The organism is Litorimonas haliclonae, from assembly GCF_965138505.1.
Classification (GTDB): Bacteria; Pseudomonadota; Alphaproteobacteria; order Caulobacterales; family Maricaulaceae; genus Litorimonas; species Litorimonas haliclonae.
The window spans coordinates 180,804-202,750 of record NZ_CBCSCO010000002.1; the positions used below are offsets into that span (position 1 = coordinate 180,804).

19 protein-coding genes are annotated in these 21,947 nt (G+C 47.6%); 9 read left to right on the forward strand and 10 right to left on the reverse strand.

All coding sequences use genetic code 11. The features are described 5' to 3' along the window. Positions 1–67: 67 nt before the first annotated feature. Entirely contained in the window at positions 68–1,705 is a 1,638-nt protein-coding gene (locus ACNA05_RS05005) for a SulP family inorganic anion transporter (RefSeq protein ID WP_415810306.1), read from the forward strand. Positions 1,706–1,783: 78 nt separating this feature from the next. Further along, entirely contained in the window at positions 1,784–2,665 is an 882-nt protein-coding gene (locus ACNA05_RS05010) for a dienelactone hydrolase family protein (RefSeq protein WP_415810307.1), read from the forward strand. Between the two features lie 61 nt (positions 2,666–2,726). Here the strand turns inward: ACNA05_RS05010 and ACNA05_RS05015 are convergent, their stop codons facing one another. The 4 genes from ACNA05_RS05015 to mnmA all read right to left on the reverse strand — a co-directional run bounded on the left by ACNA05_RS05015 (position 2,727) and on the right by mnmA (position 5,751). Beyond that, positions 2,727–3,911, reverse strand: a complete 1,185-nt coding sequence (locus ACNA05_RS05015) for a thiolase family protein (protein ID WP_415810308.1) — start codon at positions 3,909–3,911, stop codon at positions 2,727–2,729. Between the two features lie 96 nt (positions 3,912–4,007). After that, positions 4,008–4,190, reverse strand: a complete 183-nt coding sequence (locus ACNA05_RS05020) for a hypothetical protein (protein ID WP_415810309.1) — start codon at positions 4,188–4,190, stop codon at positions 4,008–4,010. A 129-nt stretch (positions 4,191–4,319) separates the two neighbouring features. Next, a complete protein-coding gene (locus ACNA05_RS05025) occupies positions 4,320–4,523 on the reverse strand; it encodes a dodecin family protein (protein ID WP_415810310.1) in 204 nt (67 codons plus the stop codon). Between the two features lie 49 nt (positions 4,524–4,572). Then, positions 4,573–5,751, reverse strand: coding sequence for a tRNA 2-thiouridine(34) synthase MnmA (mnmA, locus tag ACNA05_RS05030; RefSeq protein ID WP_415810767.1), 1,179 nt, complete (start codon positions 5,749–5,751; stop codon positions 4,573–4,575). A gap of 282 nt (positions 5,752–6,033) precedes the next feature. Between mnmA and sciP the strand changes: the two genes are divergently transcribed. Further along, on the forward strand, positions 6,034–6,306 hold the full coding sequence (gene sciP, locus ACNA05_RS05035) for a CtrA inhibitor SciP (RefSeq protein ID WP_415810311.1): 273 nt from the start codon (positions 6,034–6,036) through the stop codon (positions 6,304–6,306). Between the two features lie 74 nt (positions 6,307–6,380). Here the strand turns inward: sciP and ACNA05_RS05040 are convergent, their stop codons facing one another. Genes ACNA05_RS05040 through ACNA05_RS05050 form a run of 3 tightly spaced genes read right to left on the reverse strand, consistent with a single transcriptional unit; the run spans position 6,381 to position 9,231 of the window. Then, a complete protein-coding gene (locus ACNA05_RS05040; RefSeq protein ID WP_415810312.1) occupies positions 6,381–7,415 on the reverse strand; it encodes an NADP-dependent oxidoreductase in 1,035 nt (344 codons plus the stop codon). A 2-nt stretch (positions 7,416–7,417) separates the two neighbouring features. Next, on the reverse strand, positions 7,418–8,785 hold the full coding sequence (locus tag ACNA05_RS05045) for an MFS transporter (RefSeq protein ID WP_415810313.1): 1,368 nt from the start codon (positions 8,783–8,785) through the stop codon (positions 7,418–7,420). Next, entirely contained in the window at positions 8,782–9,231 is a 450-nt protein-coding gene (locus ACNA05_RS05050) for a VOC family protein (RefSeq protein WP_415810314.1), read from the reverse strand. Before ACNA05_RS05050 ends, ACNA05_RS05045 begins: the two co-directional genes overlap by 4 nt. 305 nt (positions 9,232–9,536) lie before the next feature. Between ACNA05_RS05050 and glmS the strand changes: the two genes are divergently transcribed. Beyond that, entirely contained in the window at positions 9,537–11,354 is a 1,818-nt protein-coding gene (gene glmS / locus ACNA05_RS05055) for a glutamine--fructose-6-phosphate transaminase (isomerizing) (protein ID WP_415810315.1), read from the forward strand. 17 nt (positions 11,355–11,371) lie between these two features. Here the strand turns inward: glmS and rfbA are convergent, their stop codons facing one another. From rfbA to rfbC, 3 genes are read right to left on the reverse strand one after another with little or no spacing between them, the layout of a single operon-like run. Beyond that, positions 11,372–12,238, reverse strand: a complete 867-nt coding sequence (rfbA, locus tag ACNA05_RS05060; RefSeq protein WP_415810316.1) for a glucose-1-phosphate thymidylyltransferase RfbA — start codon at positions 12,236–12,238, stop codon at positions 11,372–11,374. Positions 12,239–12,296: 58 nt separating this feature from the next. Continuing rightward, positions 12,297–13,352, reverse strand: a complete 1,056-nt coding sequence (gene rfbB, locus ACNA05_RS05065) for a dTDP-glucose 4,6-dehydratase (protein WP_415810317.1) — start codon at positions 13,350–13,352, stop codon at positions 12,297–12,299. A gap of 13 nt (positions 13,353–13,365) precedes the next feature. Then, positions 13,366–13,917: a dTDP-4-dehydrorhamnose 3,5-epimerase gene (rfbC, locus tag ACNA05_RS05070; protein WP_415810318.1), complete on the reverse strand. Its 552-nt coding sequence runs from the start codon at positions 13,915–13,917 to the stop codon at positions 13,366–13,368. 333 nt (positions 13,918–14,250) lie between these two features. On the opposite strand from rfbC, the gene ACNA05_RS05075 reads away from it, so the two are divergent. From ACNA05_RS05075 to ACNA05_RS05095, 5 genes are all read left to right on the forward strand, one after another. Further along, on the forward strand, positions 14,251–15,186 hold the full coding sequence (locus tag ACNA05_RS05075) for an ABC transporter permease (protein WP_415810319.1): 936 nt from the start codon (positions 14,251–14,253) through the stop codon (positions 15,184–15,186). 4 nt (positions 15,187–15,190) lie between these two features. After that, positions 15,191–16,213, forward strand: a complete 1,023-nt coding sequence (locus ACNA05_RS05080) for an ABC transporter ATP-binding protein (RefSeq protein WP_415810320.1) — start codon at positions 15,191–15,193, stop codon at positions 16,211–16,213. Positions 16,214–16,333: 120 nt separating this feature from the next. Continuing rightward, complete coding sequence (locus ACNA05_RS05085; RefSeq protein ID WP_415810321.1) at positions 16,334–18,427, forward strand: glycosyltransferase; 2,094 nt, start codon at positions 16,334–16,336, stop codon at positions 18,425–18,427. A 25-nt stretch (positions 18,428–18,452) separates the two neighbouring features. Continuing rightward, positions 18,453–18,788 (forward strand): hypothetical protein, encoded by a 336-nt coding sequence (locus ACNA05_RS05090; RefSeq protein WP_415810322.1) that lies wholly within the window; start codon positions 18,453–18,455, stop codon positions 18,786–18,788. Positions 18,789–18,891: 103 nt separating this feature from the next. Beyond that, entirely contained in the window at positions 18,892–21,837 is a 2,946-nt protein-coding gene (locus ACNA05_RS05095; protein ID WP_415810323.1) for a heparinase II/III family protein, read from the forward strand. The last annotated feature ends 110 nt before the right edge of the window (positions 21,838–21,947 follow it).

Sequence of the window (21,947 nt, forward strand, 5' to 3'; positions counted from 1 at the left end):
TGCTTGTCAGGTTTAATCAGGCTAACCGCCGCGCGACTTACTCAAGACAGTTGTTCCGAGATATCTGATGATACGATCCAGCCTTTCAGCATTTGCCGACAAAATCACCATTCCGGCCCGCCGCCGGTCAGGTCCGCTGACATTCACGCCCAACCGCATTAAAGTTGAGGTCTTGGCGGGTCTAACCGTTGCTTTGGCCTTGGTCCCCGAGGCTGTGGCTTTTGCTTTCGTTGCAGGCGTCGAGCCTTTGGTCGGCCTCTATGCCGCTTTTATTGTTGGATTGATTACGGCCTGTATAGGCGGTCGTCCCGGTATGATTTCCGGGGCCACAGGGGCTTTGGCGGTTGTCATGGTCGCGCTCGTCGCCCAGCATGGCGTCGAATATCTTTTTGCCACAGTAGTTTTGATGGGCATTTTACAAATCGGAGCGGGCGTATTTAAGCTCGGAAAGTTTATTCGCCTTGTGCCTCATCCGGTTATGCTTGGATTTGTGAACGGGCTCGCTATTGTTATTTTCCTGGCTCAGATGACGCAGTTTCAAACCGCGCCTGCGCCGGCCGGCGAGCATCATGGACCGTTTAACATGCTTCACGGAACCTGGATGTCGGGCATAACGCTTTGGCTGATGTTGGGCCTAGTGGCGCTGACTATGGCTCTGATTTGGGCTACACCAAAAGTTACTAAAATCATTCCGGCGCCTTTGGCCGGTATTGGTATTGTGTCTATACTGGTCATCGCACTCAACATCCCTGTCCCAAATGTTGGAGATTTGAGCACAATTAAAGGCGGTTTGCCGCCGCTTCATATTCCTCAAGTGCCGCTCACACTTGAAACCCTTGAGATTATATTTCCTTATGCGCTCGTTCTGGCGGCAATTGGGCTGATTGAAAGTCTCCTGACGTTGAACCTCGTCGGCGAAATAAAAGAAGAACGAGGCGGCGCCTCTCAGGAATGTTTGGCGCAAGGCGTTGCCAATACTGTAACAGGATTTTTCGGCGGTATGGGCGGGTGCGCCATGATCGGTCAGTCTATGATAAATATAAAGTCGGGCGCGCGAACGCGTCTTTCCGGTATCGCAGCCGCGCTTTTCCTCTTGGCGTTTATCTTGTTTGGGTCTCCCGTCATTGAACAAATTCCTCTCGCGGCTTTGGTTGGCGTGATGTTCATGGTCGTGATAGGCACCTTTGCTTGGCAATCTCTGACCATTATGCGCCGCATTCCAATTATGGATGCCTTGGTTATCGTAACAGTGACCCTCGTCACGGTTTGGCATGACTTGGCTGTCGCTGTAGTTGTCGGCGTCATTATCTCGGCTCTGACCTATGCTTGGAATAATGCCCGACGCATTGACGCCGATATCGAAGAAACCAATGACCAAAAGGTGTATAAGATCGTCGGGCCGTTGTTTTTTGGCTCTGTCGAAGGCTTCAGTGAGTTGTTTAAACCGACGGAAGACCCCGAATTGGTGATTGTAGATTTTGAGAAATCCCGCGTTGTCGATCAATCAGCTCTGCAGGCAATTGAAAACTTGGCCAGTAAATATGAAGCAGCAGGAAAAACGCTGCGCTTGCGTCACCTTACTCGGGATTGCCATGCGCTTTTGAACAAGGCTGGACAGCTGATGATAGATTCTGATGATGATCCGGAATACCAAGTTGCGACAAATTATGACGTCAAAACGGGCGTCTTCGGCGGGGGGCACTAAGCCGGATTTGTGTTTTGATTGCGCCGCGTCCTAACTTAGCCTAGCTTTCGAGAGGGCTTAGACAATGAGGACGATAATATGTGCGATGAAATTACCGAAATTGAAAATCAGGGCTTTTACGAAAAACATATAACCCGCCGCGATTTTAGCCTCTTGGCAGGCGGGGCGGCTATTTCCATCGCTTTTGCGGGCTGCGCGCCGGGTGAGGCGGCGGAAGGCATTGCCGAAGAAGAGGTGATGATTGAAACCCCGGACGGCGTTGCGGATGCTTATTTTGCCTATCCCGAAGGTAAAGCCAGCGCGGCCGTTCTTATCTGGCCGGACATTGTCGGCCTTCGTCCTGCCTTTAAAATGATGGCAAAACGTTTGGCCGGCGACGGCTATGCGGCTTTGGTTGTGAACCCGTATTACCGCGAAGTCCAAGCGCCGCTGGTTGAGGTTGGACAAAACTTTAGCGACCCGGCTGTGCGTGAAGAAATCCGGCCTTATGCCCGGGCGCTGACTCAGGATACGAACCGTATCGACGCCCGCGCTTTCGTCGGCTGGCTTGACGCGCATGCCGCGGTCGATACGGCTAAGAAAATCGGGACGACCGGATATTGCATGGGCGGCCCGATGACGATGATTTCGGCGGCTGAACTGCCAAACCGGATTGGCGCTGGGGCTTCTTTCCATGGAGGCGGACTGGCCACGGACGCAGAAGACAGTCCTCATTTGCTTATTCCGAAAATGAATGCGGAATACCTTATTGCGATTGCCGAGAATGATGATGAACGCGACCCCGAGGCGAAGGAGACGTTGAGAAAATCTTTCGCAGAGGCAGGTCTCCCCGCTGAGATAGAGGTTTATGAAGGCACCCAACATGGATGGTGCCCGCCTGACTCTGCCGTTTATGATGAGGCAAAAGCAGATAAAGCGTGGGCGCGAAAACTGGCGTTATTTGAGCGGGCTTTGGGCTAACGGTTATCTCAAAACGAAAAAAGGGCTTGCTCATTTAATAACAACAAGCCGTCCGGAGGATTTAATCGCGCTTGAGGCAGACCGCAGTGGCTTCTCCGCCGCCAATACAAAGTGACGCTACACCGGTCTTTGAGTCGCGTTTTTCCATCTCGGCAATCAAAGTGGCCATGATGCGCGCGCCTGACGCGCCAATCGGGTGACCCAGAACGCAGCCGCCGCCATTTACATTGACCTTTTCATGGTCGAGTCCGAATTCTTGCATGGCGATCATTGGGACCACGGCAAACGCTTCGTTGATTTCCCAAAGGTCGACATCTTCGGCTTTCCAACCCGCCTTATCGAGCGCCTTTTTCATGGCATGGACGGGGGCCGTCGTGAAGTAATCAGGCTTGTGTGCGTGGGCTGCGTGGCTGACGATTTCGGCAAGAACTTTATGCCCGCCTTCTTCGGCTTGTGATTTACGCATCAAGACCATCGCCGCCGCGCCGTCATTGATTGAACTGGCATTAGCGGCTGTGACGGTGCCGTCTTCGGTAAAGACAGGGCGCAGGCTTGGGATTTTCTCCGGACGCGCATTTTTAGGTCCTTCATCGGCGTCCACAACTGTATCGCCTTTGCGGCCCTTTACCGTTACGGACGCGATTTCACGATCAAAACGTCCGCTTTCCTGCGCTTTTTGTGCGCGGCTGACAGATTCGATGGCGTAAGCATCTTGTTGCTCACGGGTGAATTGATATTCCTTCGCGATCATGTCGGCGAAGACGCCCATGGCGCCGCCTTTATAAGCGTCGGTCAGGCCGTCAAACATCATTGAGTCGACGACTTTTTGGTCACCCATACGCATACCGCCGCGCGCTTTCGGAAGGAGGTAAGGCGCATTGGTCATATTTTCCATACCGCCAGCGACGGCCACATCCACAGAGCCTGCTTTGATAGCGTCATGCGCCATGATGGCCGCCTGCATGCCGGAGCCGCACATCTTGTTGACGGTCGTCGCCTCGCAATGCTCGCCAAGCCCGGCTTTTATAGCGGCTTGACGGGCCGGGGCTTGGCCCTGACCAGCGGGGAGTACGCAGCCCATTATCGTCTGCTCGACATTGCTGGCATCCACGCCTGCCTCTTTCATGGCGGCGGCAATGGCTGTTGCGCCGAGCGTGGGCGCATCCACATTAGAAAACGCCCCTTGAAAAGCGCCCATAGGCGTGCGGGCTATTCCAACAATAACGACGGGATCGGACTGACTCATAAAATATCTCTCAAATTTTCAAATAGGGTTAGAATGTTTGACCGTTTTATAAGTCGGCCAGACAGGTATCTTTTTGCGTTGTCTTAAACAGGTTCCCTAAGAGGGGGTATTCTTTTTGGCGGCTTTGGCTTTGAGCGCTTGGATTTCGCGCTTTCGCGCCCGTTGCGCTTCATCATATTTACGCTTTTGGCGGCTACTAAATGTCCAGAGAGCAATAAATATCGCGATGAGGGCGACCACGATAAGAATAGCTGCCGTGTCTGAAAGTCCCGAAATCATGATCCGCTCCAGTGTTATAATCTATCATTATAAAGATAGCGGGGTCTTGAAAAATTTCAAGGAGGTGAAAATTTTCCAACGGGTGAGTAACAATAAGACGGGCGATTAAACGCCCGTCCAATTAGTCTATTAATCCCCGACTTCAAAAGTTATCTTGAGTGTGACGCGGTATAAATCAATTTTGTTGTCCTTGATCGTCGTCGTTTGATCTCGAACATAGGCGGATTTGATATTGCTGACCGTTTTCGCCGTCCGCGTGACGGCGATCTGGATAGCGTCTTCGAAAGACTTTGGGCTTTCGCTCATTATTTCGACGGATTTCATAATAGCCATGGAGTGACTCCTGGTTGGTGTTAATCCCTTCAACACCAAACACCCTAGACTATTCTGTGCGAGTTATCCACCCGCCGCCCAAAGTGCGCGCCGCGGCGGCGTCATAAGCATAAAAAACGCAGGCTTGGCCAGGGGACAACCCCATATCCGGCTCGTCCAATTCGACTATAATGCAGTCGTTCGACAATCGAAGATGCGCAGGCGTCGGGGGGCGGGTCGATCTGACTTTGACTTTAATTGGCAGGCCGTCCAGTTCCGGCCCAAATTCGCCTTTGCCAATCCAGTTGATATCGGTCAGCCAGAGCTTTGATCTTTCCAGCTCTTTTCTCGGGCCGACAATGACTTCGCCTTTGTCGGCGTCGATGCGAATAACGAAGAGAGGGTCTGTTCCCGTATCATCGCCCAAGCCTAGACCACGCCGCTGCCCGATTGTGTAATACATGACGCCGCGATGCTGTCCCAGCACTCGGCCGTCCATATGTACAATATCGCCCGGCGTCGCCGCGTGAGGGCGGAGCTTTTCGATAACATCTGTGTATTTTCCTGTCGGGACAAAACAAATGTCCTGACTATCGGGCTTGGACGCCACATTCAGGCCCATTTCTGCCGCGAGACGACGCGTTTCGCTTTTATCCAGATGTCCTAACGGAAAACGCAGAAAGTCCAGTTGTTCACGCGTTGTCGCGAACAGGAAATAACTCTGATCTTTTCCGCCATCAAAGGCGCGGTGAAGCTCTGGTCCGTCCGGACCTTCAATTCGGCGTATATAATGTCCCGTTGCCATGCAGTCGGCGTTCAAATCTTTGGCCACCTGCAACAGATCGCGAAACTTCACGGTCTGGTTACAGCGTACGCAAGGGATGGGCGTTGAGCCTTGCAAATAAGTGTCGGCAAAGTCCTCAATCACGCTTTCTTTGAAATTGCTTTCGTAATCGAGAACGTAATGCGGAAAGCCCATCATCTCAGCCACGCGCTGCGCGTCATAAATATCCTGACCCGCGCAGCACGCTTTGGCTTTTTGAATGGCCGCTCCGTGGTCATAGAGCTGGAGAGTAACTCCGATCACCTCATAGCCTTCACGGGCAAGCATGGCCGCGCAGACCGAACTGTCCACCCCGCCGCTCATAGCGACGACGACGCGAGTCTCGGACTCGGGCTTGGCAAATCCCAGTGAATTTACACCGGGATCGGGTTTTGTCTGCGCTTTATGTCGGGTCTCTTGAGAGATTTGTCTCGCTCCGCTTTAAAAGTTTAGGTTAATTCGCAAATTTTTCGACGCCCCTATAGGCGCGGAATCGTTCCAAGTCGATACAGAGTCACAGGCGAGGGGGCGTGAATCTCCTTTATGAATCAACACGTTGGAAATTCCGTAAACCTTTCTTAACCGTAATCGTGATTCCGTTAACCTTCGTAAACATCTGATATTGTTCACTTTTTTGACGTTCGTTTAAACTCTTTTTAACCTCCGTTTTCTATAGATATTTGCAGAGAAAAACAAAAAAGGCAGCCAATGACTGACCGTCGTGTGAAAAGAGAGAATGTTGTTATCGGGCCCGAGGGGACGCCGCTAACCATGGCAGATTTGCCGAAACCGGATACGGTGCGTTGGGTTATCCGCCGGAAAGCCGAAGTCGTTGCCGCCGTGCGCGGGGGACTTCTGACCTTGGACGGCGCCTGTGAACGTTACGGCCTTTCCAGCGAAGAATTTATGGCTTGGCAAAGATCTATCGAGAGTCACGGCATTGCCGGACTTCGAACAACGCGGGTTCAGCAATACCGGTAGTAAGCCGCAATCAAATCATGAGCAAAGCCGTCTCTAAGGGCGGCTTTTTTATGGGCGAGCGCCGAAATTAGTCGCTAATAAATTAAATCTTCGCCGGGGGTTACGCGGACGAGCCGTTTACCTTTATTTTTTCCGCTATAAAGCCCCATAAGCGCGGCCGGCATATGTTCAAACCCGTCCTCTATATCCACTAAGGCCCGTAACTGGCCCGATTTAATCCAGTCAGCAATAGCCTCTTCGGCTTGGTCAAACTCATGGGCGTGATTATATACGAAAAACCCTCGCATATCGGCATTTTCTCTGCGTAGGAGGCCGTGATTTTTTAAGGCGAAAGGGGTTTTACGCGTATATTCTGATATAGCGCCGCACATGACGACTCGCGCGCCCTTAGCGAGGTTAGTGAGACTAGCGTCAAGAATTTCCCCGCCGACATTGTCGAAATAAATATCAAGGCCATTCGGGAAAAGCCCCGATAGTCGCGAGGCAACATCTTCGGATTTATAATCAATTACATCGTCAGCCCCGAGGGAGGTGACGAGCGCGCACTTCTCGGGCCCCCCGGCAATACCGATCACAGGGGAGCAACCTAAAGCCTTTGCCATTTGAACTACTAGAGAGCCGACCCCGCCTGCCGCACCGGAGACGAGGACAGCTTCCCCCGCTTTGGGCTCCCCGCGCGAAATAAAGCCGCAATAGGCCGAGTACCCGGTCATCCCCAAAGCCGAAAGTCCGTAATATGCCGGAACGCCCCGGGGAGCCATTTTTACAAACTTCTCAGCCGAATTCAGGGTTGAGACTTTGTGGGTTTGCCATCCTATCTGGCCGTGAACAAAGTCACCAGTTTGATAGTCTGGGTGTCGAGACTCAATAATTTCTGCAACCCCTCGCCCATGAATGACGTCCCCTATGTTAAGGGGTTGTTCAGGGGAGCGCCCGCCTCCGTCCTTCATCATATACATTCGCATGACAGGGGCGAGATTTAGGTAGTGCGTCTTTAATAGCACTTCCCCGTCTTTTGGGCTATCCAACTCAATTTCTTTATATCCGAAATGTGAGGCGTGAAGCTCATTCTCTGGGTGTTCTGCAACGGTCCATTGACGATTTATCATGGCTAGTCCTCTCCGGCTGCTAATCTTTCCGCAAGTTCCCGGCGGTAGAGTTTTAACGTCCAGGGGGAGAGCAATATGACCGGGAGGCCAAAGACAATGGGGTAAATCGCCATCGCATATTGCAGGCCGGCCCCATTATAAAATGTATCATTTATCCAGCCGATCATAGGGGGAGACAAAGACCCGCCAATGAAACTGATGCAAAAATAATAAAGCGAGACCACAAATCCACGAATGTCGCCCGGCACAATGTTCAAAAGCGCGTTTACCCCCGTCACCGAAATCATACCCACTCCGATATTGCTCAGAATGTTTAAAGCGAAGGCGGCCCAGACATTAGACATTAAAGGAAAGGCGATTGCCGCCGGAATCATGACGAACAATCCAGCAATCGCAATACGCAATGGTGTGTCTTTGATCCCTTTCATCATACCTTTGTCAGAGAGCCAGCCAAAAACCAAATAAACGACAGGTGAAATGAAAAGCAGAGAAAGACCGTTATAACGGGCATATATTGCTGGGTCCCAGCCCCAGACACGCGAAAAAAGAGGGGCGTTAAACCCGCCGCCATAGGCAATTGCAACCATGCACATAAAGATGCTGACGAACGTGATAAAGACGGCCGCTTTGTTTTTAACAAAGACAAAAGCATCCGTAAATTTGGCACCTTCGCGAGGAGAACTTTCAATCCGTGCGGGTTCTTTAAAGACTAGAAAAACGAGGGCGAGAAGAAAGCCCGGCAAGCCAACAATAATAAAAATGAACTGCCATGTCTCTAAATCTCCGAAAAGAGGCATTGTAATTTGTCCGAAATCTCTCGCCCATGGCAAAATGACCGAGGCGATAAGGTTTGCCAGAGCTGAGCCAAAAACGAGGGCCATGGAATAGACGGCGATGGGCAAGCCGCGTTTTTCTTTGGGAAAACTATCTCCTATCATGGAAAATGCGGCAGGGCTTAGTACGGCTTCGCCGACCCCTACGGACATCCGCGCTACAAAAAGCTGAACAAGATTCTTTGCGAGCCCCGTCCAAACGGTTGCAAGCGACCAAAGAAAAATGCCGATGGCCACAATTTTTGTTCGTGAGCGCCTATCTATCAAAAGCCCAATAGGAAGGGCGATAACGGCATAGGTTAAATTGAACGCGGAAAACAGGAAACCCATAGTCGTATCAGAGGCGCCTGTTGTCTCCTTTATTGGGTCGACCAAAAGGCCCAGAATATAACGATCGATGAAAGAAGAGACGTAAGCGAGCGTTAGAAAAGCAATTAACGCCCAGCTATAGCTCGGTTTGGGGTAAGAAGCAGGCGGCGCTTTATCCACGTCAATGGAGCCGCTTGGCGGCACGTCAGCGATGGGCGTTTCGCTCATGGGGCAGCCTTGGTAATCAGGTAGAGAACAACTAGGTTTCCGTCAAAGTCAGCAATTCCCACTTCTCTGCCTTCGCGGCCGTCTTTGGTGACGAGCTTGTCTTCATGATAAACTTTAAGGCCAAGAGCTTTGGATTCTGTGACGATGCGGTCGATTTCAGGCGTCTCCAATACTATGGCACTACGCCGTTCTTTCTCCTGATACCCAAGACCACCTTCAATTTCAGTGAGCGCCATTATTCGGGGCTGGCCCGGGGCGCTGAGAACCGCAAACTGCATCTGCTTTTTCGGAAGCTCGAACACATCATAGGAATAGCTGTCAGATTCACTGGGCTTGGAGAAGGCTAACTCAAAGCCAAGTACATCTCTGTAGAAAGTGAGAGATTTTTCCAAATCTGCCACAACAAAATTCGTGCGCTGAAACCGCAGAGCGGGCTTGTCCGTCATAAAATGTCCCCAAACTGAATGTTTTCACTAGATTTACCCTGTTTCCGTATCCTTCCTTTGACTTATGTCCGGGTTTAGACAATTTAACGACGCCTGATACCATCAAGATTTCACTTTTTATTGCTATACATTTGTTTAGAGGGGCGAGACTTTATCAGATAGCCAAGTGATGCTGAAATGAACACTAATCGAACAAAGTCTTGCCACGATATAAGAAAATACATTACGGGTCTGAGCTGGAACGGTTACATGTTGGCAAGGCCATGAACTTTCTAGTTAGCCAACGAAGATTAAGAGTTTGAACTATGTGCGGTATTTTAGGGATTGTCGGAAAAACTGAGGTTTCTGCCCGCCTTGTAGAAGGCCTGAAAAGGTTGGAATACAGAGGTTATGACAGCTCTGGCATCGCCCTATTGGATCAAGGTGACCTAAAGCGGGTTCGGGCTGAAGGCAAAATCAAAAAGCTTGAAGATGTGCTTGAGAATAACCAGGTCGAAGGTGCCTGTGGTATCGCCCATACAAGATGGGCGACACACGGAATGCCTAACGAGACAAATGCTCATCCCCATATAGCAGGTCGCGTTTGTGTCGTTCACAACGGCATCATTGAAAATTATGCAGAGATTCGTGATGGTCTGAGCGGCAAACCGATCATTGAGTCTGAAACGGACACCGAAATCGTCGCGCATTTAGTAAATGAAAATCTGGAACAAGGAATGTCTCCGGTCGAAGCATTTGGACGCTCTTTAAAGAAATTCCGCGGCGCATATGCTCTAGGTCTAATAATTGACGGAAATGAAAATCAGCTTTTTTGTGCTCGCGCCGGGTCGCCATTGGCAATTGGTATCGGCGAAGGAGAAATGTTTATAGGCTCTGATGCTATTGCCTTAGAGCAACTGACGCAAAAACTGGTATATCTGGAAGAAGGCGACTGGGCTGTTCTCACACCTGATGGGTACAAAATATTCGACGAAAAAGACCAAGAAGTTTCCCGCCCAATTACGCATTTGCAGGATAATTTTATACAGGCGACCAAAGGGAACTACCGTCACTTCATGCTTAAGGAAATTTTTGAGCAGCCAATTACTATAGGCCAAACCCTCGCTACGTTTCTCGACGAATTCGGAAACCCTTCTAAAGGCTTCGGAAAGGTAGAATTCTCAAAGTATAAACGAATATACATCGTAGCCTGCGGAACGGCTTTTTATGCCGGCGCCGTAGCAAAATATTGGTTTGAACAAGTAGCGGGTATTCCCGTGGAAATCGATATCGCGTCAGAATTTCGGTACCGTAAACCGGTACTTGAAGAAGAAGGTCTTTTTATCGCGATCTCTCAATCCGGGGAGACGGCCGATACTCTGGCAGCCCTTCGGCATGCCAAAGGCAAGGGTGTCGAAACTCTAGCTCTAGTCAATGTTACAACATCCACAATGGCGCGTGAAGCAGATATTTACTTACCAATCAATGCCGGGCCGGAAATCGGTGTGGCCTCGACGAAAGCATTTACGTCCCAGCTAACCGCTTTAGCAGCTTTTGCCTTGAATATGAGTGAGCAAAAGAAGTTTCTCGATAAGGAACACTTGGCGAAGTTAGTAAAAGCGCTGACGGAAGTTCCGGACATAGTCGGAGAAACGCTGCAATTGGATGGCGAGATTGATAAGATGTGCTTGGGATTATCCCATGCCAAATCTCTATTTTATCTTGGCAGAGATATGAATTACCCCATTGCATTAGAAGCGGCTCTAAAACTTAAAGAGATTTCTTACATTCATGCCGAGGGTTATGCTGCCGGAGAGCTGAAACATGGACCTATTGCCTTAATCGAGCCGGGAACCCCTGTAATCGTGTTGGCGGGACAAGACCCTCTTTTAGAAAAAACCGTCTCAAATCTTCAAGAAGTGGCCTCTCGTGGAGCCAAGGTTTTCTTAGTTGCGGATAAAAAAGGGGCCGAAATTGTAGGGGATATCGCAGAGCAGATAATTACCTTGCCAGATTGTGATCCTTTCACGGCTCCGATCATCACGACGATAGTGATTCAATTGATTGCCTATCATACAGCGGTTCATCTCGGGACGGACGTCGACCAACCTCGCAACCTTGCGAAATCAGTCACAGTGGAATGATCGATCTTTTTTACTCGTTACCGGGCTTTCAATAAATATTCGCCATAACCACTTTTTTTGAGGGGTTCTGCTAATGCATGAAGCTCCTCTCGGGTTATCCATTTGTTTTCATAAGCCGCCATTTCAGGGCAGCATATCCGTTTGCCCTGTCGCTGTTCAATAACTTGAACAAATTGCGAAGCATAGAGAAGAGAGCGGTGGGTTCCCGTGTCCAGCCAAGTTGTTCCTCTGTCGAGGAGCTTGACCGTCAGTTGCTTTTTATCGAGATAGATTTGGTTCAAAGTCGTGATCTCAAGTTCACCCCGCGCTGAGGGGGTTACCGTTCGGGCATATTCACTGGCTTTATTGTCATAAAAATAAAGCCCGGTAACAGCATAATTTGAATCCGGATGTTCGGGTTTTTCTTCGAGAGAAATTACATTATTGTTGGAGTCAAATCCAACCACGCCGTATGCATTTGCATTTTTTACTTCATACCCGAATATGGTTGCGCCTTGCTCTTTCGACATAGAATTTATAAACTCGGGAGACATATCGAGGCCAAAAAAGAGGTTGTCGCCCAGAATCAAACAAGAGGGGTGACCGTCCAGAAATTCTTCCCCAATAATCAATGCTTGCGCTAATCCGTCAGGAGAATCCTGAATGGCATATTTGATCGTCATCCCCCACTTTTTACCGTCACCGAGAAGGTGAACGAAGGCCGGATTGTCGTGGGGTGTTGTGATAATGAGCACCTCTCTTATACCTGCCTGCATCAGCACGGATAATGGGTAATATATCATCGGCTTGTCATAGATGGGCATGAGTTGTTTCGATACAGAAATGGTGCTGGGGTGCAGACGGGTTCCCGTGCCTCCCGCTAATATTATTCCCTTATGCTGCATGAAACAGGCCTTTTAACTTACTGAAGCAAGAATGCTAAAATCTAGATATTTTGACTCTCTATTTGTGAGTCGTTTTTAACCCAAGTCGACCTTGCCCGTTTGCACCGTTTAAGGGTGTCCATTTATTTTCATTAGATATATACCAATCCACTGTTTTTTGGAAACCTTCGTTAAATGATATTGACGGTTCCCACCCTAAATCATCTTTAATTTTACTGGCATTTATCGCGTATCGCCGATCATGCCCAGGACGATCCGGGACGAACTTAATGAGGTTTTCTCGATTTCCTCCGTCGTCTAGTTGGCGGTCAATAATGCAGCATAGTGTTTTAACAAGCTCAAGGTTCGTGCGCTCATTATTGCCTCCAATGTTGTAGGTCTCGCCAATTTTTCCTTTTTGCAAAGCAAGCAGTAGTGCCTCCGCATGGTCATCCACATAGAGCCAATCTCTAATGTTTTCACCGCTTCCATAAACAGGAATGGGCTCACCGCGAATGGCCTTGAGTATGACTGTAGGAACAAGTTTTTCAGGAAACTGAAAGGGACCATAATTGTTTGAACAATTAGTGATTAAAACCGGGAGGTCGAAAGTATGGCGCCACGCTCTAACGAGGTGATCGGCTGCCGCCTTCGATGCCGAATAGGGCGAACTAGGTTTGTAAGGCGTCTCTTCGGTGAAGGCCAAGTCGTTTTTAGAGAGATCTCCGTACACTTCATCTGTGGATACATGATGAAATCTGAAATGATCTTTTTTTTCACCTTTCAACCCTTCAAAATAATTAAGGGCGGCTTCTAATAACGTATAGGTTCCGACAATATTCGTTTGTATAAAACCGCCAGGATCATCAATCGATCTGTCGACATGAGACTCTGCCGCCAAATGCATAATGGAATCAGGCTGGTGTTTTTGAAGTATGCTGGAGATTGTCCCCCTATCTCGAATATTCACTTTCTCAAAGTGGTAGAGGCTAGGGGCGATTACTGAGGAAAGACTCTCTAAACTGGCGGCGTAAGTGAGGCAATCCACATTGATAATTTGATGGCCTGCCGCGACAGCTTTGCGAATGACAGCTGAGCCGATAAATCCGGCCCCGCCAGTTATAAGAATTTTCATCCCAAAGTCCTATTTAAAATGGCGATATGAAGTCTTCGAAACGTTGAGCTGAAGCATCCTTGTTCGATAAAAAAGCTTCCCCGTTAATTTTCCAGTCTATATTCAACATAGGGTCATTCCAGATTATGGCACTGTCGCATTCTGGTGAATAATACTCCGTGCATTTATAAGCGACTTCACTGTCATCAGAAAGAGTTGAAAACCCGTGAAGAAAGCCCGGTGGGATCCAAAGCTGGTCGCCGTTTTCAAAGCTTAATTCGTAGCAAACATGCCGGCCATAAGTTGGTGAGCCTTTTCGTGCATCTACGGCGACATCCAGAATTTTTCCACGTGTGCACCTCACAAGCTTTCCTTGCGCCTTGGGGGGAGATTGATAATGTAATCCACGAACCGTTCCTTTTCTCTTAGAGTAAGAAAAGTTATCTTGAACAAACTGACCTTGATGTCCGGTCATTGCCATAAAAGTCTTTTTTTTAAATGTTTCAGAGAAAAAACCTCGTTTATCTTCATACCGGCGGGCTTTGATAAGAAATACGCTCTTCAATGCGGTTTCTATAAATTCCATTTATTACGTCACATTTTTACTGGGATTGGGTTTTATTTCCATGTCCATGGTCTCACAAATTGACTGTAAAGGAAATAGGTCGAATTCTTTTCATATATGAGACTCTCAGCGGACGCTTAGACGAGGAGCGCGTTAATAGGCTATATGGACGGGTGAGAGGTTTAAATTTGAGTCTGACATATATTTTCTATGATAAACTATGTATATTTTCATCGTGCGAAAGAGGAAGGGGAGTGGGTTTTCTTAGGATATAAACCATTCTCAGTTTGTAAGTTTCATAATGTCGCTTTATAGCCCTGAAAACTATAATTGTTGATTGTGATTGACCGTATTATGCCTCAGACACCACCTGATCCGTCAGATACGACAATTTTAGGCTCTGCCGAGGGGCTTGGCGAAGAAGAGACTGTGACAAAGTCTAGTCATGAGGCGACGCGGAAATCATCCAAAAAGCTACCCGTGTACACGACAGGTAAGTCATCTTTTCAGGCTTGGCGAACCGATTTATCTGAGGCTTTCAGTTCTTGGACGACATGGACTCGAATTGCGATAATGGATATTAGCAGTCGGCACCGCCGATTTCTTTTGGGAGGGCTTTGGGTGCCATTGGGGATGGCGATTTTCGTGTTCGCGCTGGGTTACGTGTATAGTTATTTACGTAATCATGAATATGCAGAATTTACCCCCTATCTTGCGGCGAGTATGATTTTTTGGACGATTATTCATTCAAGTGTAACCCAAGGGATGTCTCTTTTCTCAAGTATGGGGAGGCATATAGAAACAGTTCGGCTTCCATTTCATTACTACGTTTTGAAAAAAACCTTCGAACTGGTGTATACGGCCCTACTTACATCGCCCATTTATATTATATGCGTTATTGCGTTTGGTGTGCAGATAAGTTCGTCCTTCTTTTTACTCCTTCCGGCTCTTTTAATTTATATAACTTCGTCATTCTCAACGCTTATCTTGATAGGACTGTTGAGCCTTCGATTGCGGGATATTCAAGAGCCTATTAGTAATTTTATGCGGCTCATGTTCCTCGTTACCCCAGTTATTTGGATGGTCTCCTCAGGGGCAAGCTCGAAACGAGCAATTTTTGTCGATTACAATCCCTTTTTTCATTACCTAGAAATAGCGAGGGCGCCGTTGTTAGGATATTATCCGACTTTGACAAATTGGGGAGTTGCTGGAGCGATGTGTGTTGGCATTCTGATTTTATCTAGCCTCCTGATGATCAAGTGGCGCTCTAAAATTCATTACTGGGTCTAAAGATATGCCGGACTATGATGATTTAAATGCGCCGCTTGTGAAACTCAACGGTGTCTACGTCGAATTCCCCTTTCACTCAGATGCAACAAAGGGCGTGAAGACGCTTCGCGGAGAGAATGCCGCTAGCCATGAGTCGGGGATTGATTCTGAGTCGGGTGCGCCTTTTCGCAAAGAGAATTCTAAATACTTAGCGACTGCTCTCGGCGATATTAATATGACCATCAAGAGCGGAGATCGTCTTGGGCTGATGGGTCATAACGGGGCCGGAAAATCAACTTTGATAAGGGTTATTTCCGGGCTTTTAGAGCCAAGCCGGGGTGAAATTATGGTTAGAGGCCGGATAGCATCGACTATTAGTACCACCTTTGGGTTTGATATGCGCTTGACGGGCCGCGAGAACATAATCCGTCGTGGATTGATGATGCGGATGCCTGTGAATGACGTTTATAAAGGCATTGAGGATATTATCAGTTTTGCCGAACTTGGGCATTACATCGATATGCCTATGGGGACATACTCATCAGGAATGCGCGCTCGCCTTGGGTTCGCAGTGACAACCTCTGTTGATGCGGATGTTCTCGTCATGGATGAGTGGATTGGCGCAGGGGATCCCAGATTTATCGAAAAGTGTGAAGAACGTTTATCTGAAATGATTGGTCGATCGCGTATTCTTATACTCGCCTCACATAATCACAAACTTCTCGAAAAAACCTGCAATAAATTTGCCGTTCTGAATAAAGGCCGAATTGAGCGGCAGGGGGATTTCGAGGCTATGCAGGAAACGGGTGCAATAAAAAAAACAACCACAGAGAAGTTAGCAGATTTGCGAAAGGATTTTAGGTCGATGAAGGCGGAGAAGCGCAAGCTTTGGCTGGAGTTCGAAAAATTAAAGCCTTCGGGTGCGACTGATAAAAGCGCATTTGAAAAACTACAGCTCGAAAACAGGAAGCTTAGAGAGCAGCTGAAAAGTCGCCGGGATCAGCTTCAGCAGCTAAAGTCAAGGTTGGACGAGTATAAGGGGCAATGATTTTAATGTTAGCTTACGATAACCAGACCCTTCAAATTACAATCAAGGTTAGACACCGCTCGTGCTGAATGTTACTGAAATTCACTTTTTTCTACACAATCTTATTTCATGGAGACTTATGTGGCAAACTCCGTCGTAAGTTCAAAAGAAGGATCCGAGCCTGTCGATAGCAATGGCTCTCAAATTACTGAACAGGGTAACACACAGGCAAATGCGAAGGTCCTAGCTGATTTTTTGAGGTCGACACGTGGACTGCTGAGTCAAAATAGATTTGTCACAACCGATTTGACTGGCATCAAATCTAGTGAGCTTGCGATTATGGTAAGTGAAACTGAAGCAAAGTTACGTGATAGCGTACAGGTGAAAACGGCTGATGTATCTATCGAGTATAAGTTAGGGAAGTTAATTCTTGATGCTCTAAACCGGGATATTGGGATCCGAGACGCAACTCGAGCGATTATTAGGTTTTTTCGGAACGATTACAAAAGTTCTCGTCGGGAAAGCCGACTTCGTAGACTTGGTGTGATCACAGAGGGCATGTCTCCAGCTGAAATCATCACTGTAATGCGCAAATACGACATGGACGTGGTCAAGGATGGTATCGCAAGGATTAAAGCTTTGCGGGTGTCTGATCCCATAGAGGCCGGAAACTATGCCCGTCTTCTCAAGAATGAAAATATGGGGTCCCACGAAAAAAAATTCTTGGCGTTCTCTCTCTATGATGGGGGGGATGTAACGTCCTCACACAATTTATTGACTTCCATTGAAAACGTAAGATTCAATACAAATGAAGCAATTCGTAAAAACCGAATTTTTTCAGAGAATGAATTTTTGCAACGATCTGTGGACGGCGTTGTTGTGGCAATGGTCGAGCAATTGCGAAACAGCTTATCTAGTCGGGCCTTGAGTTCGGAAGGTGACTTCCGAAATGTGGCTTATGTTGCCGCCAGCTCCCTTCCTATGAACAAGGTGGGGTATACTACTCGAACTCATCAACTGGTTACTTCAATGGATGCCGCCGCCAAGAGCGCGGGTGGAAAATTAGTGGTCGTCACGCGCCCTGGTTTCCCATTCGACCGATTTGATTTGCAGGTCGGGGAGATATCTGAAGAACTCGTAAGCGAAGTTGATTCTATTCGGTATCATCATTTGAAAAGTAAGACTGCCATGCAGGACAGTTTGATTGAATACGCCCGTGAGGCGGCATTCTCTCTTGTAGAGTTTTTTATAGAAAACGACGTCCATGCTGTGACGGCAGCGTCAAATCATGTGAACGGAATGGCCGCTTTCATCGCTGCACGAGCTTTAGGATTACCCTTTACCTATGAAGTTCGCGGACTTTGGGAAGAGACGACATCTGCCAAAAGGCCCGGCTGGGAAAAAACCGAACGTTACGCTGTTGAAAGGGCTTTAGAGACTTATTTGATTGCAAATGCGGATCATACATTTTTCATTACTCGCCAAGTTAAAGAGATATTTTTTCCGCCAAATGACAAAGGTGCAGAACCTGGTACATTTTCTGAGCTTGCGGGTGGAGCTAATGCAGCGGGTTTAGCCCCGAATTGCGCAATAATTAACCCTGAGCTGAAAGACCAGCTACCGCAATATAGCCTGGAAAGTCAGGAGGTTTTGACGCTCACTTACATCGGAAGTTTAGCCGAATATGAAGGATTGCAGCTTATGTTAACGGCGCTTGCGGGCGACGACGATTTACAACGTATGTTCAAACTAAACATTGTCGGGGGTGGGGTATATGCTAAAGAACTGCGCCTCCTCACAAAACATCTCAAGCTAGACGAAATTGTACATTTTGCAGGGCGAGTTGACCCGTCAGTTGTTCCAGAATGGTTTAATTCTGCTGATATCGTAATCGTCCCGCGTTTGCCGCATCGAGTTTGTCAACTTGTTAGTCCGCTGAAACCGTTAGAAGCTATGTCCTCGAATCGGGTATGTTTGGCGTCCGATGTGGCGCCGATCGCAGACCTAATTGAAGACTCAAAGACAGGTTTCTTATTCGAGGCAGGGGACGCTCAGTCGCTAACGCAAACGCTCAAGCGTATTCATGCTTCTCAAGATACGTTTAAAGAAATTAGTTCAGCAGCTTATGACTATGTTGCGGAGAACCGAGATTGGGATAAGGTATCAGTTAATATCTATAATACTAATGTAGAGGCCTCCAAGAAGGCAATTGCCCGACGCAAAAACAAAAAATAATGCTTATTTTGAAGGAGAGTGAAAAGTGAATCAAAGTACACCCCTCCCAAACAAAAATGAAGAAAAAGCTCGGCACTTGTTAAAAACAGCTGTCCGAGCAAACAAAAGTGAAAACTACAAACGTGAAGTCGAGCTCTTGGAGCAGGCTATTATAATAATGCCAGAAGTTACGCCTCATGTTCTGCGGCGTTATGCTTCTGCACTTTACAAAACCGGAGAGTATCGCGCTGCTGCCCTGATAGCTTTCGATGAGCAATGTACGGGCGATAATGGTGAGGATTTCGTGAATCGCTTAAAAGACTCTTTGGAAAAGCGCGGCGCCGAGTTGTTTGTAGATGTAGCCGAAAGATGTCAATTTTAGGCGGTTAAGTACTTCGACTTCTGAGGTAGGAAGTCCCTTTCGCGGCCCCAAGATCTATACACGCTTGGGTCATATAAAATTGAATATTGTTTGAGTTATATAAATGGAAGATACCAAAACACGTCCAGACAAGGCGACGATTGTTGCCTTTGGTAATAAATCCAACCAGAAACTTGAAACTGCGTTGAGGGATTTCGCGAAAGACGTTGATCCTAGTTTGAACCTCCGAAAACTTCATGACATAATTAGCCGTATTACACCTGAAGAGTATAGATACGATTGGGCGGGAACCGACTCTGAATCTCGTTCAGAAAAGTATCGACGTAATGCCTGGCTAAATTTTACGCCCATCTTCTATTCAACGTTAACTGAATACAAAAACGAAGAGGATAGTCGCACTATACCGTATGACGACCTTCTCAAGTTTTGTGGGGCATGGATGGTGCAGTGGCATGTTGTTTTTCCTTTTAACCCTGAGGACCCGACCGGCGGGAATATAGCTAACAAGTTCGCTTGGTATGATATGGCGGTTGGCATGCGCGCGGCTATTTTGAGCCAAATTTTATTTTACACCCACCGTAAAATTTTACCAAACCAAATGGTGGAGAGCTTGCTCTCATGTGCCCGGGAGCATTTGACAGCCTTGCGCTTGCCTGACACTTGGGCGGCGCATAGTAATCATGGGTTTTTCCAATCAGCAGGTCTATTTGCTCTTTCTGTTCAAACTCCGGATATTAGTGAAAACTCCGAAGCCGACAGAAAGCTCGCAAGTCAGCGACTTCGGCAATATTTAGAATCCACATTTAGTGAAGATGGCGTCCATCTCGAGCATTCCTGTGAATACCATAATTTCATGTTCAAATCTCTGAGTGAAATCGCACCTTTGCTAAATGCCAGCAATGACGATGAAAGATGGATTGCAGATCTCTTTGAAAGAATGCAGGATGCGATGAGCGCAATGATATTACCGAACCGGCTAGTTGCCCCATTTGGAGACGGTAGGTATACGACTTCAGAATCGACAATCCCGAAAAACCCAGAAGTTTTGAATGTTCTCAAGCCTTCGTTAAAGTCCGATTTTGTAAAAACACAATCGACAGAGGACATTGAGCCGTTACTGAGTTTCCCTCGAGGGGGGTTTTGTTCGTACAAAAAACGCCGCAGAGAATTTGACGATTCCTATTTAGCGGTTTCGGCATGGCATCACTCCATAATTCATAAACATGTTGACGAGCTTAGCCCGATCTGGGCTGAGAATTCAGTTCCTATACTTTCCGATGCGGGCCGATATGGTTATGAAGGCAAAACAGAAGATGCGTCAAAACTTCGCCAAGAGGGCTATTTTTACAGCGACCCTAAACGCGTTTTCGTAGAGTCAGCCCATGCCCACAATACGGTCGAGATTGATGGGAAAAGCGATAATCGGAGACTCGCTCTACCTTATCAGTCTGGATTGGCGGCAAGTGCTAAGCTAAACGACGGAACCGTCGTTATTGATACTGAAATAGTAAGGGAGCCACTTGTTCGGCATCAACGCTTATTTATTTACTCGCCCTCTAAGTCGTTAGTTATAATAGATGAATTAACGGATGAGCGATGGGTGGCGGGCGATAAGCCGAAGCAGGGCTTCAAGAAAATCTCTAAGTTGTTTTCTCGTAAGTCAGAAGAGCAAAATGAAAGCCCGCTTCCGCCTCGAACATACACGCAGTGGCATCAGTTTTTTCCAGCATGGCAAGTCGAAGCTGATAAATCCGGCATCTCTGCGAGGTTTAATCAAGATTGGCTAGCCAAATATTTCGACCATAGTCCAAAATCCAAGCCAAGATTGCTCTCGGAGAATACCATTCCTCCTGCATCGTATAGCGTACGTGCCGCAGTAGCAGCTTGGACGGAAGAAAAAAAATGCCATGTACCTGAAGTAAAGCTACATCATGGAGATGTAGATAATGCAGGTCGTTACACTGGCTGGGCATCGTTATGGCCTCTCACCCTCAAACCTTCGGCGGCGATAAGTCAGACCATTACGACTCAGTCTAAAACTGCTCTTTTTGCCTCATTCTTCGAGATTCGTGAAAATGGTTCACTCGAAGCATCAGTTGATCATTTGGAAATTGAAGCCTTACCCGGCGGCGTAAGAAAACTGCAATATGAGTGTGGTGACGACAGCAAAGTAATAGAGTTTCGGCGGTCTAAGAAAGGGCTGGAGTTAAGTTTCGGAGACGGTTCTGCCTATAAAATTTCTCGAACCCTTGTAGACAGAAACTATGACGCGCAGGCACTTTATAAAGCTCGTGCGGCAATAAAAGGATTAGCTCCGACATCCGAGATATTCGATTTGTTTAAGACGGCTTCGGCCAATGGATGGGGGCAAGCCATTAATGAAGCTGCCGAATATGCACGATCTATTGGGGATGACGAAACGCATTTTAAAATGGCGAGTTTAGCTCAGGAAAGCGGAGATGGAGTTGAAGCATTGAAGTTAGCTCAAATTCACCTCAATGCTACTAACGCGGCTTATGACTTATCAAAGGCTTATTCATTATTAAATTATGCCGTTGAGCAGAATGTTAGAGCTGCGCATTTTTACTTAGGAAATCTGTACTTAGATAAGTCTTTTGAAGGTCACGACCTGGCTAAGGCTAAAAATGAATTTCGCAAGGGGGCAATGCGGGATCATATAGGATCTATGGTGCAGTATTCAGATATTTTAGCTGAGGAATTAAATTATGTTGAGGCTGTTAAATGGCTGACATCTGCTGCCGAGGGGGGGAGTTCAGAGGCTCACATGCGATTGGGAAATCTGTATTGCTCTAAGGTACAGGCCCCAGAGTATTTCGATATGACGCTCGCGGCAAAACATTATGAAAAGGCTGGGTTGGCAGGTAGTAAAGTGGGAGCTTATGAGGGCGCCAAGATTTTTATGAACCCTGACATTGATGTTTATGATTTAGACCGAGCTGTTGTTTTATTGAAAATTGCTGCAGACTTGGGCAGTGAAGTTGCTAAGGGAAAGCTTGAGAAGTTGAGGCACTCTAATTCCTCAGCATAAGGCGGCGTTTATTTTTTGGGTTTGAAATAAAGTTGGCGGACTATTGCTCCATGAGCGGAACGGGTATATTGGCAAACATCGCCTTTAAGGCGTTTAGTTTTATTTAGAGG

Coding starts and splice junctions, on each gene's coding strand:
- ACNA05_RS05075 (WP_415810319.1), top strand. CDS start 14,251: ATGCCTCAGACACCACCTGATCCGTCAGATACGACAATTTTAGGCTCT.
- glmS (WP_415810315.1), top strand. CDS start 9,537: ATGTGCGGTATTTTAGGGATTGTCGGAAAAACTGAGGTTTCTGCCCGC.
- ACNA05_RS05025 (WP_415810310.1), bottom strand. CDS start 4,523: ATGGCTATTATGAAATCCGTCGAAATAATGAGCGAAAGCCCAAAGTCT.
- ACNA05_RS05045 (WP_415810313.1), bottom strand. CDS start 8,785: ATGAGCGAAACGCCCATCGCTGACGTGCCGCCAAGCGGCTCCATTGAC.
- ACNA05_RS05005 (WP_415810306.1), top strand. CDS start 68: ATGATACGATCCAGCCTTTCAGCATTTGCCGACAAAATCACCATTCCG.
- rfbB (WP_415810317.1), bottom strand. CDS start 13,352: ATGAAAATTCTTATAACTGGCGGGGCCGGATTTATCGGCTCAGCTGTC.
- ACNA05_RS05050 (WP_415810314.1), bottom strand. CDS start 9,231: ATGACGGACAAGCCCGCTCTGCGGTTTCAGCGCACGAATTTTGTTGTG.
- rfbC (WP_415810318.1), bottom strand. CDS start 13,917: ATGGAATTTATAGAAACCGCATTGAAGAGCGTATTTCTTATCAAAGCC.
- sciP (WP_415810311.1), top strand. CDS start 6,034: ATGACTGACCGTCGTGTGAAAAGAGAGAATGTTGTTATCGGGCCCGAG.
- ACNA05_RS05040 (WP_415810312.1), bottom strand. CDS start 7,415: ATGATAAATCGTCAATGGACCGTTGCAGAACACCCAGAGAATGAGCTT.
- ACNA05_RS05010 (WP_415810307.1), top strand. CDS start 1,784: ATGTGCGATGAAATTACCGAAATTGAAAATCAGGGCTTTTACGAAAAA.
- ACNA05_RS05095 (WP_415810323.1), top strand. CDS start 18,892: ATGGAAGATACCAAAACACGTCCAGACAAGGCGACGATTGTTGCCTTT.
- ACNA05_RS05080 (WP_415810320.1), top strand. CDS start 15,191: ATGCCGGACTATGATGATTTAAATGCGCCGCTTGTGAAACTCAACGGT.
- ACNA05_RS05020 (WP_415810309.1), bottom strand. CDS start 4,190: ATGATTTCGGGACTTTCAGACACGGCAGCTATTCTTATCGTGGTCGCC.
- rfbA (WP_415810316.1), bottom strand. CDS start 12,238: ATGCAGCATAAGGGAATAATATTAGCGGGAGGCACGGGAACCCGTCTG.
- ACNA05_RS05015 (WP_415810308.1), bottom strand. CDS start 3,911: ATGAGTCAGTCCGATCCCGTCGTTATTGTTGGAATAGCCCGCACGCCT.